This is a genomic window from Pseudoxanthomonas sp. J31 (assembly GCF_000510725.1).
In the GTDB taxonomy this organism is placed as follows: Bacteria; Pseudomonadota; Gammaproteobacteria; order Xanthomonadales; family Xanthomonadaceae; genus Pseudoxanthomonas.
On the sequence record NZ_AZNZ01000002.1, the window covers coordinates 100,530 to 115,059 of the forward strand.

Here is a 14,530-nt window from a genome sequence, read left to right on the forward strand (position 1 = left end):
CATATGTCCAGCCGTCTATTCAGCACCAAGCCCATGGAACCGGCACCGCACGTGGATGCCGGCGAGCCGGTGGAAGGCTCACTCCAGGGCGAGGCAACCCTGCGCCGCACCCTCACCGCCCGCCAGCTGATCCTGCTGGGCGTGGGCGCGGTGATCGGCGCCGGCATCTTCGTGCTGACCGGCCAGGCCGCGGCCAACCACGCCGGCCCGGCGATCATGCTCAGCTTCGTCCTGGCCGGCTTCGCCTGCGCCATGGCCGGCCTGTGCTACGCCGAATTCGCCTCGATGATGCCGGTCTCCGGCAGCGCCTATTCCTATGCCTACGCCACCCTCGGCGAGGGCGTGGCCTGGTTCATCGGCTGGTGCCTGGTGCTGGAATACCTGTTCGCCTCGGCCACCGTGGCCGTGGGCTGGTCCGGCTACCTCACCAGCTTCCTGACCACCACCCTGCACCTGCCCTTCCCCGCCGAGCTGGCCGCCGCGCCACTGGCCTGGAACGGCACCGAGTTCGTGGCCACCTCCGGCATCGTCAACCTGCCGGCGATCCTGATCGTGGCCGCGGTCAGCGCCCTTTGCTACGTCGGCATCACCCAGTCGGCCTTCGCCAACGCGATCGTGGTGGCGATCAAGATCGCGGTGATCGCGGCCTTCCTCGGCTTCGGCATCCAGTACATCGATCCGGGCAACTGGACCCCGTTCGTCCCCGAGAACGCCGGGCCGGGCAAGTTCGGCATGGAAGGCGTGTTCCGCGCCGCGACCATCGTGTTCTTCGCCTACATCGGCTTCGACGCGGTCTCCACCGCCGCCGGCGAGGCGAAGAACCCGCAGCGCGACATGCCGATCGGCATCCTCGGCTCGCTGGCGATCTGTACCCTGGTCTACATCGCCGTGTGCGCGGTGCTGACCGGCATGACCCACTACTCGCTGCTCAACACCGCCAAGCCGGTGGCCACCGCGCTGGAGGAAGTGCTCAAGGCCGACCCCACCGCCAACGTAACCTGGCTCAAGACCGCGGTGGAGATCGGCGCCATCGCCGGCCTGTCCTCGGTGATCCTGGTGATGCTGATGGCGCAGCCGCGCATCTTCTATTCGATGTCGCGCGACGGGCTGATGCCGCGCCTGTTCGGCAAGGTCCACCCGCGCTACCAGACCCCGCACGTGGGCACGGTCATCGTCGGCGTGATCGCCTGCCTGCTGGCCGGCTTCATGCCGCTGAGCGTGCTCGGCGAGCTGGTTTCGATGGGCACCCTGCTGGCCTTCGCCACCGTGTGCCTGGGCGTGTTCGTGCTGCGCTTCAGGCGCCCGGACCTGCCGCGCCCGTTCCGGGTGCCGTTCTTCTGGCTGATCTGCCCGCTGGGCTTCATCGCCTGCCTGGGCCTGTTCTGGCAGTCGTTCGCCGAGCACTGGAAGGTATTCGTGGGCTGGACGGTGCTGGGGCAGCTGATCTACTTCGGCTACGGCTACCGCCACAGCAAGCTCAACCAGCGCTGACGGCACGGGCGGAGCCAACCACGTGAGCAAGACCACGCGCGATCCCAGCCTGCTGCAGGCCCTGACCCCGCTGTTGTTCCTGGTCGCCGCGCTGGTCTGCGCGGTCAACCTGTTCGAGGACACCGCCTACGGACCCAACCAGGTGGCGCTGATGCTCGCCAGCGGCGTGGCCGCGCTGGTCGGCCTGCGCAACGGCATCGCCTGGAACGACATCCAGGAAAGCCTGGTGCACGGCGTGTCGCTGGCGGTGGTGCCGATCTTCATCCTGCTGTCGGTCGGCGCCCTGATCGGCACCTGGATCCTCAGCGGCACGGTGCCGGCGCTGATCGTGTACGGCATGGAACTGATGCACCCGGCGTACTTCTACCCGGCCACCTGCCTGGTCTGCGGCATCGTCGCCCTGGCCATCGGCAGCTCGTGGACGGTGGCCGGCACCCTCGGCGTGGCCCTGATCGGCGTGGCCCAGGGCATGGACATGTCGCCGGCGGTCACCGCCGGCGCGGTGATCTCCGGTGCCTACTTCGGCGACAAGATGTCGCCGGTTTCCGACACCACCATCATCGCCCCGGCCGCGGCCGGGGCCGACCTGTTCGCGCATATCCGCCACCTGACCTGGACCACCATCCCCAGCTTCGCGATCGCGCTGGTGCTGTTCACGGTGGTCGGCTTCTCCACCTCCGCCACCCCGGCGGCCGGAGCCAGCGTCGGCGAACTGCCGCAGCTGCTGCAGGCGCATTTCCACCTCGGCTGGCACCTGCTGATCCCGCTGGTGGTGGTGTTCGGCCTGGCGGTGGCGCGCTTCCCGGCCTACCCGACGATCATGGTCGGCGCCCTACTGGGCGGCCTGTTCGCGATCCTGTTCCAGCCCGACCTGGCGGTGGCGCTGGCCGGCAACGAGGAACTGTCGCGGCCGGTGGCCATGTTCGCCGGCGCGTGGAAGGCGATGTTCGACGGCTACCAGGCCAGCACCGGCAACGCGGCGGCCGACGCGTTGCTGACCCGCGGCGGCATGGCCAGCATGCTCAACACCGTGTGGCTGATCGTCAGCGCGCTGGGCTTCGGCGCGGTGATGGAGCGCACCGGCCTGCTGGAGCGGCTGATCCGCAGCGTACTGGTGGCTGCGCGTTCGGCCGGCTCGCTGGTGGCCACCACCATCGCCACCGCCTTCGGCATGAACGTGGTGGCGGCCGACCAGTACATGTCGCTGGTACTGCCGGGCAGGCTGTTCCAGCCCGAATACCGGCGCCGCGGCCTGGCCCCGCAGAACCTGTCGCGCGCCCTGGAGGACGGGGCCACGATCACCTCGCCGCTGGTGCCGTGGAACTCCTGTGGCGCGTACATGGCCGCCACCCTGGGCGTGGCCACCCTGGACTACCTGCCGTATGCGTTCTTCAACCTGGTCGGCCCGGTGATCGCGATCGCGATGGCCCTGGCCGGGTTCAAGATCCTGCCGCTGCAGGATCCGTCCGCGCCGGCACCCGCCGCCGACCAGCCGGCCGCGTCCTGAGCCCCGATCCCGCCGCCGCCCGGCATGCCGCACATGCCGGGCCCGGGCGGTCGCACGTTAGACTTCCCCCATGAACACCACCGAGCTCCCCTACGACCCGGCGCGGCTGCGCGAGCGGGCGCAGTCCCTGATCGCCAACATCCGCGAGCTGGCGCAGCGCGGCTGGACCCCGGCCACCAGCAGCAACTTCTCCGAGCGCCTGGACCAGGCGCATGCGGCCATCACCGTGTCCGGCCGCGACAAGGGCCGCCTGGCCGAGGACGACATCATGGTCGTGGACCTGGAGGGCCGCGCGGTCGGGCGCCAGCTGCGGCCCTCGGCCGAGACCCTGCTGCACACCCGGCTGTACCGGCGCTTCCCGGAAGTCGGCTGCGTGCTGCACACCCACTCCCCGACCCAGACCGTGGCCTCGCGCCTTTACGCGCGCCAGGGGCGGATCCGCCTGGAGGGCTACGAGCTGCTCAAGGCGTTCGAGGGCAACAGCACCCACGAGACCGCAATCGAGGTCCCGGTGTTCGCCAATACCCAGGACATGACCGTCCTGGCGGCGCAGGTGGACGAGGTCCTGGACCGGCAGCCGCTGTGGGGCTACCTGATCGACGGCCATGGCCTGTACGCCTGGGGCCGGACCATGGCCGACGCCCGCCGCCACCTGGAAGCGTTCGAGTTCCTGCTCGGCTGCGAACTGGAGCTGCGCCGGCTCGGCGCCTGAGCCTCATTCCGTCCCCGTCGCGCCTGGAAACCGGGTGTCATGAGCGCCGCGGCGCACAGCTGGTAATCTTTCCGGTCCACGCGGTTTCCCGCGGCTTGAGCAAAAGGTGACCCCCATGAGCCGACTGCGCATCTTCGAAGAGAACCGCCCCGAACAGCCGCTGTTCGAGAGCACCGACGGCAATGCCATCGCCGCCGAGCTGGCGCGCATCGGCGTGACCTTCGAGCGCTGGCACGCGACCAAGCCGATCGAACCCGGCGCCAGCCCCGAGGAGGTGATGGAGGCCTACCGCGCCGACATCGACCGCCTGGTGGCCGAGCGCGGCTTCAGGACCGTGGACGTGGTCAGCATCGCCCCGGACAACCCCAACCGCGAGGAGATGCGCAGGAAGTTCCTCGACGAGCACTTCCACAAGGAGGACGAGGTGCGCTTCTTCGTCGCCGGCTCGGGCCTGTTCACCCTGCACGTGGACGACAAGGTCTACGAGGTGGAGTGCGTGAAGGACGACCTGATCGCCGTGCCGGACGGCACCCGCCACTGGTTCGACATGGGCCCGCAGCCGAACTTCGTCGCCATCCGCTTCTTCACCGAGCCGGACGGCTGGGTCGGCCACTTCACCGGCACCGACATCGCCCAGCGGTTCCCGCGCTACGAACCGCAGGTGCACTGAAAGCCCGCCGGCACGTCCCACCGCCCCTCGCCCGCGCGAGGGGCGCTCCGTTTCAAGGATCCCGAATGACCCGCGCCATCGTCACCGACATCGAAGGCACCACCAGCAGCATCTCGTTCGTGCGCGACGTGCTGTTCCCGTACGCCCGCCGCGCCCTGCCCGGCTTCGTCGCCACGCATGGCCACGAGCCGGAGGTGCGGCGCTGGCTGGACGCGGTGGCGGTGGAAGCCGGAGGCCTGTGCCAGGACGCGATGATCGTGGAAACGCTGCAGGGCTGGATCGACCAGGACCGCAAGCACACCGCGCTCAAGGCGCTGCAGGGCATGGTCTGGGAGGCCGGCTACCGCAACGCCGACTTCACCGCGCCGATCTATCCCGACGCGGCCCAGGCGCTGCAGCGCTGGCACGACCTGGAGCTGCCGCTGTACGTGTACTCGTCCGGCTCGGTGCCGGCGCAGAAGCTGTTCTTCGGCCACAGCGACGCCGGCGACCTCACCGGCCTGTTCTCCGGCTGGTTCGACACCGAGATCGGCGGCAAGCGCGAAGCCACCAGCTACGCCAGGATCGCCGAGGCGATCGGCCTGGCGCCGCGCGAGATCCTGTTCCTGTCCGACGTGGTCGAGGAGCTGGACGCGGCCCGTGCCGCCGGCCTGCACACGGTGCTGGTGGATCGCCCGGAGGATTACCCGGAGCCGCGGCTGGAGGATGCCGCGCACGGGCACACCCGGGTCACCGGCTTCCAGGAAATCGCGCTACCGCGCTGAAGCCGGGCAGGCCCGGGCCAAGGCGGTTTTGCCGTTGCTTTCCCCTGCCGTTGGCGCGAATCGGGCACCGCGGGGCCAGTCTTCCCTTGCACGAAGCAGGCAAGGGGCAAAGGCAGCAGCGCCGTAGTCCCGGCTCAGGGCCGTGCTTCCTCCAGCCGGTAGCGCGTGGAAGCCAGCACCTCGCCCTGCCAGCGGTCGAACGCACGCACCTCCACGGTGTGCTCGCCCGGCGCCAGGCCCGTGTCCAGCGCGCCGCGCCACAGGTGGGTGGACGCGGTCGCCTCGGGCGAGCGGTCGTAGCCGCGCAGCGACCCGGCCAGGTCGTCGGCCGCGTTCTCCACCAGCAGCCGCGGATCGGCGCGCTCGACGCGCCGCATCGGCTTCCACGGACCGCCGTCGATGCGATATTCCACCCGGGTTTCCGCGTCGCCCATGAACACGTTGGCGAACACGCCCCAGGCCGGGTAGGCGCCCCGGCGCAGCACCTTCGGCGCGTGCAGCGCCATGGCCCGCGTGAATGCCGGATCGGCGCCATTGGCGCGCGCCGGGCGGTAGTCCAGCGCGTAGTTGCCATCGGGCTCCACGGTCAGCAGCGCGTGGCCGATCGGGGTGCCGTCGCTCATGGTCGCATCCGGGATGCCGCGCGCATCCGGCACCCCTGACCAGAAGGCGCCGCAGACCGCGCCGACGTTGTACTCGTGCAGCGGCGCCGGACCATGCCAGCCATCGGCCGGGCCATGCCAGTAGTGCTGCTGGTTATGGCTGTGCCCGCTCAGCACCAGCACCCGCGGGTGCCGGCGCAGCAGCGCGAACAGGCGCTCGCGGTCGGCGGCGCGGAAGGCGCCGCGGCCGCGGTCGAACAGCGGGATGTGCATGCCCAGCACCAGCAGGCGCTCGCGCGGCAGCTGCGCCAGGTAGGCCTCGATGAAGCGGAACTGGTCCTCGCGCAGGCCGCCGGCGTAGCCGGCGCCCTGGCCGGGCGTGGCCACCACGTCGTCCAGCAGCACGAACGCGGCCGCGCCCTCCTCCACCGCATAGGTGTCCGGTCCGTAGATGCGTTCCCAGGCACCGAGCGAGGCCTCGTCCGAGGCCGGGGCGTGGTCGAGGTCGTGGTTGCCGGGGACATGGAACCACGGCACGCCGAGCTGCGTGGTCACCGCGTTGAGCGCCGGGTAGAGGTCGGTGCGGTCGTCGACCAGGTCACCCAGGGTCACGCCCAGCGCCGCGTCCGGCCGGCCCAGCGGTTGGACCACGGCACGCCGGTAGTAGTCGATGTCGCGCTCGTTCTTGACCTGGGTGTCGGTGAACACCAGGGCCTGGAACGCCCCCTCGCGCGGTGCCGCCGGCGCCAGCGCGAAGTCGGCGCGGAAGCGCGCGCCCCGGGCCGGCACCCGCGCCCAGAACGCCGGCAGGCCGTCGTCGCCGGCCAGGAAGCGGTGCCCGGCAGGCTTGACCACGAACACCGCCCTGCCCGGCCGCGCCTGCAGGCGGTAGCGGCCCTGCGCGTCGGTGCGCACGAGCTGCTCGCCGTCGGATACCAGCACGCCTGCCAGGCCGGGCTCGCCGCCGCCGCGGCCGGGACGCCCGTCCTGCTCCTGGTAGACCACGCCGGTTACCTCGACCGCGGCCCGCGCCTGGACCGCCGTGCAGCCCAGCGCGGATACGCAGGCCAGCAGCCATGCGGCGCAATGCTTGGACATCGCCCTGCCTCTTCCGGGGAAAACCGGGGATTCTAGGGCAAGGCCCGGCTCAGCCGCCGGCGCGCTGGGCGTGGCGCTCCTCCAGCACCGCCACCGCGTCGGCCAGCGAGAGGCGCCGGGCATGCAGCAGCACGGTGGTGTGGTAGACCAGGTCGGCCACCTCGCCGAGCAGCTGCTCGTCGTTCTGGGCGACACCCGCCAGTGCCGTCTCCACGCCTTCCTCGCCCACCTTCTGCGCGATCCGGCGCACGCCGGCCTCGAACAGCTTCGTGGTGTAGCTGCCTTGCGGCCGCTCGCGTTCGCGCCGGGCCACCAGCTCGTCGAGCTGGGCCAGGAAGCCGATGTCCGGTTCCAGCGTGCGCGGCGGCGGCACCGCGGCGGCATGCGGGGCCGCCTCGAAGCAGCTGGGACGCTGCAGGTGGCAGGTCGGCCCGTGCGGCCGCGCCAGCACCAGCAGCGCGTCGGCGTCGCAATCGGCCTGGATGTCGACCAGCTCCAGCACGTGGCCGGAGGTCTCGCCCTTGGTCCACAGGCGCTGCTTGCTGCGGCTGTAGAACGTGACCAGGCGGCGCGACAGGGTGGCCTGCAGCGCGTCGCGGTCCATGTAGCCGAGCATCAGCACACGCAGGTTGTCGGCGTCCTGGACGACGACCGGCAGCAGGCCGCCGGACTTGTCCCAGTCCAGGGCCTCGGGGAACACGCCGATGCGGCCTACCGCCGCGGCGCCGGGATCTTCAGACATCACGCACCTCGACCTGCCTTTGCCGCAGGTATTTCTTCAGTTCGGGAATGGCGATCGCGCCGCTGTGGAACACACTGGCCGCCAGCGCGCCGTCCACGTCGGCACGCTCGAAGGCCTCGGCGAAGTGCTCCGGCGCACCGGCGCCGCCGGAGGCCACCAGCGGCACCCGGCACAGCGCGCGCGCCTGGCGCAGCTGGACGATGTCGTAGCCGCGGCGCACGCCGTCGCTGTCCATGCAGTTGAGCACGATCTCGCCGGCACCCAGGCGCTGGGCCTCGACGATCCAGTCCAGCGTGCGCACGCCCAGCGCCCGGGTCTTGCCGGGGTCGCCGGTGTTGGTGCGCACCCGCCACTGGCCGTCGGCCTCGCGGATGGAGTCGATGCCGACCACCACGCACTGCACGCCGAAGGCGTCGGCCAGCTCGGAGACCAGCTGCGGGCGCTCCAGCGCCGGCGAATTGACCGAGATCTTGTCGGCGCCGGCATGCAGCACCCGGCGCGCGGTCTCCACGTCGCGGATGCCGCCGGCCACGCAGAACGGGATGTCGATCAGCCGCGCCACCCGCTCGACCCAGGCGTAGTCGACCGAACGCCCTTCGGGGCTGGCGCTGATGTCGTAGAACACCAGTTCGTCGGCGCCCTGGTCGCGGTAGCGCAGGGCCAGCTCGACGATGTCGCCCATGTCGACGTGGTCGCGGAAGCGCACGCCCTTGACCACGCGGCCCTCGCGCACGTCCAGGCAGGGAATGATGCGGCGGCTCAGCATGGCACGGCCTCCTCCACCGCCAGCGCATCGGCCAGCTGCAGGCGGCCTTCCAGCAGCGCCCGGCCCAGCACCGCGCCGGCGCAACCTGCCTGGCGCGCGCCGGCCACGTCGGCCGCGTCGCGCACGCCGCCGGAAGCCTGCACCGCCACGCCCGGGGCCAGCCGTGCCAGGTGCGCGTACAGCTCCAGGTTCGGGCCGGACAGCATGCCGTCGCGGGCGATGTCGGTGCACAGCAGGTGGCGCAGCCCGGCCTCGACGAAGCGCGGCAGCAGCTGGTCCAGGGTGACGCCGGCGTCCTCGGTCCAGCCGTGCACCGGCAGCTGCCAGGTGCCGGCTTCGTCCTGGCGGGTGTCCAGGGCCACGGTGATGCGCTCGCCGCCAAACTCGGCAAGCCAGCCGATCACCGTCTCCGGCTGGCGCACCGAAAGCGAGCCGACCACTACCCGCGCGGCGCCGGCATCGAGGATCCGGGCCACGTCGTCGCGGCCGCGCACGCCGCCGCCGGTCTGCACCTGCAGGCCGGTCTCGCGCGCGATCCGCCCCAGCAGCGGCGCCAGGGTGTAACCGCCGGCCTTGGCCGCGTCCAGATCGACCAGGTGCATCCAGCGCGCACCGGCCTGGGCGAAGGCCGCCGCGCGCGGCAGCGGATCGTCGCCGTACCGGGTCTCGCGCGCGTAGTCGCCCTGGGCCAGGCGCACGACGCGCCCGCCGCGGATGTCCAGCGCCGGATAGACGGTGAAGCCCATCAGAAGTCCATCTCCAGGAAATTGCGGAGGATGCGCGCGCCGGTGCCGGCCGAGCGCTCAGGGTGGAACTGGGCGCCGCAGCGCAGGCCGTCGTGCACGACCGCGGTGAACAGGCTGCCGTGGTCGGTGGCGGCCACCGTGGCGGCGGTGATCGGCGCGGCGTAGCTGTGCACGAAGTAGGCCTTCGCCCCCTCCGCCACCCCGTCCAGCAGCGGCGATTCGCGCAGCTTGCGCAGCCCGTTCCAGCCCATGTGCGGCACCCGGATGCAGGAGACCTGCGGCAGGTGGTGGACCACGCCAGGCAGCAGGCCCAGGCATTCCACGTCGCCCTCGTCCGAGCGTTCGTACAGCAGCTGCATGCCCAGGCAGATGCCCATCAGCGGTACCTGCAGCCGCCGCAGCGGCTCGACCAGGCCCTGCGCATGCAGGCGGCGCATGCCTTCAGGGGCGGCGCCGACGCCCGGCAGGATCACCCGGTCGGCGCGTTCCAGGCCGGCGGCGCCGTCGACCACCTGCGGCTGCATGCCCAGGCGTTCCAGCGCGTAGCAGACCGAGCCGAGGTTGGCGCCGCCGGCATCGATGACGACGACGCGTTTGCCGGCCGCGCTCACAGCACCCCCTTGGTCGACGGCAGGGCGTCGCCCTCGCGGCGGATGGCCTGGCGCAGCGCGCGCGCCAGCGCCTTGAAGCTCGCCTCGATCTTGTGGTGGTCGTTGTCGCCGCTCACGCTGATGTGCAGGTTCAGGCCCGCCGCGTCGCACAGCGAGCGGAAGAAGTGCGGCACCAGCTCGGTCGGCATGTCGCCCACCCGCTCGCGGGCGAAGCTGCCCTGGTAGACCAGGTACGGGCGCCCGCTGAAGTCCAGCGCCGCGCTGGCGTGGGTTTCGTCCATCGGCAGGGTGAAGCCATAGCGGCCGATGCCGCGCTTGTCGCCCAGCGCCTCGCGCAGCGCCTGGCCCAGGGCCAGCGCGGTGTCCTCGATGGTGTGGTGCTCGTCGATGTGCAGGTCGCCCTCGGCCTCGATCTCCAGGGCGAAGCCGCCGTGCTTGCCGATCTGTTCCAGCATGTGGTCGTAGAACGGCAGGCCGGTGTGGATCTTCGGATCGGCCGCGCGGTCCAGGTCGACCGCGACGCGGATCTTCGTTTCCCTGGTGTCGCGCTGGACCACGGCGCGCCGCGGCGCGTCGGCCAGCTCGTGGGCGATGCCGGCCCAGTCCCACTCGCCGCCGAACTGCGGGGTCTTCAACTGGAACGCACGGATGCCGAGGTTGGCGGCGAACTCGTTGTCGGTCGGGCGGTCGCCGACCATCGCCGAGCGCTTCCAGTCGATCGAGCGGTCCTGGATGTAGGGCAGCACCAGGCCGATGCCCGGCTTGCGCGTGGGCTTGTTCTCGTGCGGCCAGCTGGTGTCGATAAGCACGTCGCGGAAGCGGATGCCCTGGCTCTCGAACACCTGCATCATCAGGTTGTGCGGGCCCTCGAAGCTCTCCCGCGGATACTTGTCCGTGCCCAGGCCATCCTGGTTGGAGACCATCACGAACTGGTAGCCGGCGTCGCGCAGCTTCAGCAGGGCCGGGATCACGCCTTCGACGAAGCGCAGCTTCTCGTAGGCGTCGATCTGGAAATCTTCCGGCTCCTCGATCAGGGTGCCGTCGCGGTCGATGAAAAGGATCGGGGTCATGCAGCGGCTTCCAGTGCGGCCAGGATGGCCAGCACGCGTTGGTTCTGTTCGGGGGTGCCGACGGTGATGCGCAGGGCGTCGCCCAGCTGCGGCGCGGCACGCTGGTCGCGCACCACCACGCCGGCGGCCAGCAGGCCGTCGAACGCGGCCTGGGCGTCGTCGAAGCGCACCAGCAGGTAGTTGCCGGAGGACGGATAGACCCGGCGCACGCCCGGCGCGGAGGCCAGCGCCGCGGCCAGCCGCGTACGCTCGCTGCGCACCACCGCCACGCGCTCGGCGGTACGCGCCAGCGCCTCCGGCGACAGGCCGGCGACGGCCAGCTCGGCGCACGGCGTCGGGATCGGATATGGCGCCTGGCAGGCACGCAGCACGCGGATGAGCGAGGGATCGGCGATCAGCGTGCCGATCCGCGCGGCCGCCAGCGCATGCGCCTTGGACAGCGTGCGCAGCACGGCGATGTTGCGGTGGCCGCCCATCAGCGTGGTCGCCGAAGGCTGGTCGGAGAACTCGCCGTAGGCCTCGTCCACCACCACCAGTGCGCGCCCGGCCAGGCGCCCGGCCAGCGCGGCGATGCCTTCAAGCGGCACGTCGCCGCCGGTGGGATTGGACGGGCTGCACAGGAAGACCAGCTTGGCATTGCCCTGCTCCGCCGCCGCAGCCACTGCCTCGAGGTCGACGATGAAGCCATCGGGGCCATCGACCAGCGGCACCTCGCGCAGAGGTGCGTTCTGAAGCCGGGCGCTGACCGCGTACATGCCGAACACCGGCGGCGTGGCCACCACCGCGTCGCGCTGCGGCACGCACAGCGCGCGCACCAGCAGGTCGATGGCCTCGTCGCTGCCGCGGCCCACCAGAACCTGCGACGCCTCGCAGCCGTAAAGTCGCGCCAGCGCCTGCACCAGCGCGGCCGGCTGCGGGTCGGGATAGCGGCGGCAGCTGCTGCGCGGATCGGCCGGGTTGGCCCAGGGGCTTTCGTTGGCGTTGAGCCAGATCTCGCCATCCAGCGCGTGGCTGCGCGCGGAACTGTAGCCGCCGAAGCCGCGCAGGTCTTCGCGGACCAGGGAAAGCAGGTCGTCGCTCATGCCGCCGCCCCCTCCAGGCGCAGGGCCACGGCATTGGCGTGGGCATCGAGCCGCTCGGCGCGGGCCATGGTCACCGCGCAGTCGCCGATGGCGAGGATGCCCTCGCGGCTGGCCGCCTGCACGCTGACGAAGTTCTGGAAGCTGGCCACGCTCACCCCGCTCCAGGCACGCGCGGCGCCATTGGTCGGCAGGACATGGTTGGTGCCGCTGCAGTAGTCGCCCAGCGCCTCCGGCGTCCAGTCGCCGAGGAACACCGAACCGGCGGCCTCGACCCGGTCCAGCCACTCGCGGGGCTGGCGCAGTGCAAGGATCAGGTGCTCGGGCGCATAGGTGTTGCTGATGGCGAAGGCCTGGTCAAGCGAATCGACCAGGACCAGGCGCGAGGAGGCCAGCGCCTTGCGCGCGATCTCCGCCCGCGGCAGCGCCTCCAGCTGGCTCGCAAGCTCGGCCTCGACGCGGTCGATCAGGCCGGCGCTGTCGGACAGCAGCAGCACCTGCGAGTCCGGCCCGTGCTCGGCCTGCGACAGCAGGTCCGAGGCCACGTAGGCCGGGTTGGCGCCGTCGTCGGCGATCACCAGCACCTCGGAGGGGCCGGCCGGCATGTCGATCGCCGCCGCGCCGCACTGGGCGACCTGGCGCTTGGCCTCGTCCACGTAGCTGTTGCCCGGGCCGAAGATCTTGTCGACCTTGGGCACGCTGGCGGTGCCGAAGGCCAGCGCGGCAATCGCCTGGGCGCCGCCGAGCTTGAACACGCGGTCCACGCCGGCCAGCCGCGCGGCCACCAGCACCGCCGGGTCGGCCGTGCCATCGGCGCGCGGCGGCGTGCACAGCACCACCTGGCGGCAACGCGCCAGCGCGGCCGGCACGCAAAGCATCAGCGCGGTCGAAGGCAGCGGCGCGCTGCCGGCGGGAACGTACAGGCCGACGCGCGGCACCGGGCGGATGATGCGTTCGCAGACCACGCCCGGCGCGGTCTCGACGCTGTAGCCCTTGCCCATGCCGGCACGGTGGAAGGCCTCGATGCGCGAGGCGGCATCGGCCATGGCCCGGCGCAGTTCCGGCGACACGGCGGCTTCGGCCGCGGCGAATTCCTCGGCGCTGACCTCGAAACGCTCCAGCTCGACCTTGTCGAAGCGCGCGGTCAGCTCGCGCAGTGCCTCGTCGCCGCGGCTGCGCACTGACTCCAGCACGGCGGCCACGGCCTGGCGGGTGGCGTCGGCCACGACCTGCACCGGACGGGTCAGCGCGCGGGCGCGCCCGGCCTCGTCCAGCGCGGACCACTGCAGCCGGTTCCAGGCCGGCTGCGCGGGGGTGTTCTGCACGGCGCTCATGCCAGCGACCTCTCCACGCCCAGGACCATCAGCTGGCGCGCACCGGCGCGCTCGAGCTCCTCCAGCTGCTGCCAGCTGATCGTACCTTCGCACATGGCCTGCAGGGTCAGGGCGCCATTGGCCGAGGGCAGCTGCACCAGCGGGCCGGCGTCGGCCAGCAGCCGTTCCAGCGCCGGCAGCGCCTCGCGGTCGGCGTTGAACATCAGCAGCTTGCGCTCGCGCACCTGGAGCACGCCGTCCATGCGCCGCAGCAACATCTGCGCCAGCGCGGCGCGGGCGTCGTCGAAGCCACCGACCGGGCCGGCCAGCACCGCCTCGCTTTCCAGCAGGGTTTCCACCGGCTTGAGCTGGTTGGCCTTGAGGGTGGCGCCGCTGGAGACCAGGTCGCAGATCAGCTCGGCCGTGCCCAGGCGCGGGGCGATCTCGACCGAGCCGGACAGCTCCACCACCTGGGCGTCGATCTGCTGTTCCTGCAGCCAGCGCGAGAGGATGGACGGATAGCTGGTGGCGATGCGCAGGCCGCGGCCGCGCAGCTGCGCGGGGCCGGTCCAGTCCCAGTCCTCCGGCACCGCCAGCATCAGCCGGCACTGGCCAAAGCCCAGGCCGCGCAGTTCGCGGTAGGCCTGCGGCAGGCCAACCTGCGCGCGCGCGCCGGCCTGCTCGTCCAGCTCGTTGCGGCCGACCACGCCCAGGTCGCAGACGCCGTCGGCGATCAGGCCGGGGATGTCGTCGTCGCGGACCAGCAGCAGGTCGACCGGGAGGGATTCGCCGTAGCAGAACAGCTTGTCGCGGCTCTCGCGCCAGCTCAGGCCGCAGGCAGCCAGCAGCTTGCGGGCCGGCTCGGCCAGGCGGCCGCTCTTCTGGATGGCGATGCGGAGGCGGTCGCGGGTGGCCGCACCCAGGGGGGGACTCATGGGGATGCTCTCTCGCTGGTGGAAGCGCGCAGGGCGACGGCCCGCGCATAACCGCCGGCACCGCGCTCCAGCGTGCGTGCGACCCGGCCGATGGTGGTGACGCTGACCCCGGTCAGCTCGTAGATCTCGCGATAAGGCACGCCTTGCTGCAGCAGCGGCACCACGTGCCAGCGGTCGGTCATGGCCTCCAGCTCCGCCGGAGTGCACAGGTCCAGCAGGAAGGCACGGACGGCCTCCGGCTCGTCTAGCCGGGCAAGGATCGCCGACAACTGCGCCAGACGCTCCTCGAACCCTTCTTCCCCGCCCTTGACCCGCCGTTTCATTCCGAACCAATGTATTAACGCGTTAGCACATTAGAACACGCAGGCCGGACCCAGGTCAAACCGCCTGGCTGGCTGCAAGTCGACCGGGGATGCGGGGAGGC

15 protein-coding genes are annotated in these 14,530 nt (G+C 71.5%); 5 read left to right on the plus strand and 10 right to left on the minus strand.

Going from position 1 to position 14,530, the window contains the following annotated elements:
- Nucleotides 1-3 precede the first annotated feature (3 nt).
- The 5 genes from PSEJ31_RS0103740 (at nt 4) to mtnC (ending at nt 5,144) form a co-directional block, all read left to right on the plus strand.
- Nucleotides 4-1,491, plus strand: a complete 1,488-nt coding sequence (locus PSEJ31_RS0103740; protein WP_028914694.1) for an amino acid permease — start codon at nt 4-6, stop codon at nt 1,489-1,491.
- Between the two features lie 22 nt (nt 1,492-1,513).
- On the plus strand, nt 1,514-2,998 hold the full coding sequence (gene nhaC, locus PSEJ31_RS0103745; RefSeq protein WP_028914695.1) for a Na+/H+ antiporter NhaC: 1,485 nt from the start codon (nt 1,514-1,516) through the stop codon (nt 2,996-2,998).
- Nucleotides 2,999-3,068: 70 nt separating this feature from the next.
- Nucleotides 3,069-3,710: a methylthioribulose 1-phosphate dehydratase gene (locus PSEJ31_RS0103750; protein WP_028914696.1), complete on the plus strand. Its 642-nt coding sequence runs from the start codon at nt 3,069-3,071 to the stop codon at nt 3,708-3,710.
- A gap of 115 nt (nt 3,711-3,825) precedes the next feature.
- Complete coding sequence (locus PSEJ31_RS0103755) at nt 3,826-4,380, plus strand: acireductone dioxygenase (protein WP_019399719.1); 555 nt, start codon at nt 3,826-3,828, stop codon at nt 4,378-4,380.
- A gap of 65 nt (nt 4,381-4,445) precedes the next feature.
- A complete protein-coding gene (mtnC, locus tag PSEJ31_RS0103760) occupies nt 4,446-5,144 on the plus strand; it encodes an acireductone synthase (protein ID WP_019399718.1) in 699 nt (232 codons plus the stop codon).
- Nucleotides 5,145-5,278: 134 nt separating this feature from the next.
- On the opposite strand, the gene PSEJ31_RS0103765 is transcribed toward mtnC, so the two are convergent.
- The 10 genes from PSEJ31_RS0103765 to PSEJ31_RS0103810 are packed head-to-tail and all read right to left on the minus strand — an operon-like array spanning nt 5,279 to nt 14,375.
- Nucleotides 5,279-6,844 carry a calcineurin-like phosphoesterase family protein gene (locus PSEJ31_RS0103765; RefSeq protein ID WP_019399717.1) on the minus strand — a complete coding sequence of 522 codons (1,566 nt, stop codon included), beginning with the start codon at nt 6,842-6,844 and terminating at the stop codon, nt 5,279-5,281.
- Between the two features lie 49 nt (nt 6,845-6,893).
- On the minus strand, nt 6,894-7,586 hold the full coding sequence (hisIE, locus tag PSEJ31_RS0103770) for a bifunctional phosphoribosyl-AMP cyclohydrolase/phosphoribosyl-ATP diphosphatase HisIE (protein ID WP_051403638.1): 693 nt from the start codon (nt 7,584-7,586) through the stop codon (nt 6,894-6,896).
- Nucleotides 7,579-8,352, minus strand: coding sequence for an imidazole glycerol phosphate synthase subunit HisF (gene hisF, locus PSEJ31_RS0103775; RefSeq protein ID WP_019399715.1), 774 nt, complete (start codon nt 8,350-8,352; stop codon nt 7,579-7,581). Before hisF ends, hisIE begins: the two co-directional genes overlap by 8 nt.
- Nucleotides 8,346-9,098 (minus strand): 1-(5-phosphoribosyl)-5-[(5-phosphoribosylamino)methylideneamino]imidazole-4-carboxamide isomerase, encoded by a 753-nt coding sequence (hisA, locus tag PSEJ31_RS0103780; protein WP_028914698.1) that lies wholly within the window; start codon nt 9,096-9,098, stop codon nt 8,346-8,348. Before hisA ends, hisF begins: the two co-directional genes overlap by 7 nt.
- On the minus strand, nt 9,098-9,709 hold the full coding sequence (hisH, locus tag PSEJ31_RS0103785) for an imidazole glycerol phosphate synthase subunit HisH (protein WP_028914699.1): 612 nt from the start codon (nt 9,707-9,709) through the stop codon (nt 9,098-9,100). Before hisH ends, hisA begins: the two co-directional genes overlap by 1 nt.
- The gene (gene hisB / locus PSEJ31_RS0103790) at nt 9,706-10,779 is read right to left on the minus strand and encodes a bifunctional histidinol-phosphatase/imidazoleglycerol-phosphate dehydratase HisB (RefSeq protein ID WP_019399712.1); all 1,074 of its coding nucleotides are present in this window, start codon (nt 10,777-10,779) and stop codon (nt 9,706-9,708) included. The genes hisH and hisB overlap by 4 nt, the downstream gene beginning before the upstream one ends.
- The gene (gene hisC, locus PSEJ31_RS0103795) at nt 10,776-11,861 is read right to left on the minus strand and encodes a histidinol-phosphate transaminase (protein WP_028914700.1); all 1,086 of its coding nucleotides are present in this window, start codon (nt 11,859-11,861) and stop codon (nt 10,776-10,778) included. Before hisC ends, hisB begins: the two co-directional genes overlap by 4 nt.
- Entirely contained in the window at nt 11,858-13,192 is a 1,335-nt protein-coding gene (gene hisD, locus PSEJ31_RS0103800; protein WP_037034446.1) for a histidinol dehydrogenase, read from the minus strand. Before hisD ends, hisC begins: the two co-directional genes overlap by 4 nt.
- The gene (gene hisG / locus PSEJ31_RS0103805; protein WP_019399709.1) at nt 13,189-14,106 is read right to left on the minus strand and encodes an ATP phosphoribosyltransferase; all 918 of its coding nucleotides are present in this window, start codon (nt 14,104-14,106) and stop codon (nt 13,189-13,191) included. The genes hisD and hisG overlap by 4 nt, the downstream gene beginning before the upstream one ends.
- Nucleotides 14,103-14,375, minus strand: coding sequence for a YerC/YecD family TrpR-related protein (locus tag PSEJ31_RS0103810; RefSeq protein ID WP_019399708.1), 273 nt, complete (start codon nt 14,373-14,375; stop codon nt 14,103-14,105). Before PSEJ31_RS0103810 ends, hisG begins: the two co-directional genes overlap by 4 nt.
- Between the last annotated feature and the right edge of the window lie 155 nt (nt 14,376-14,530).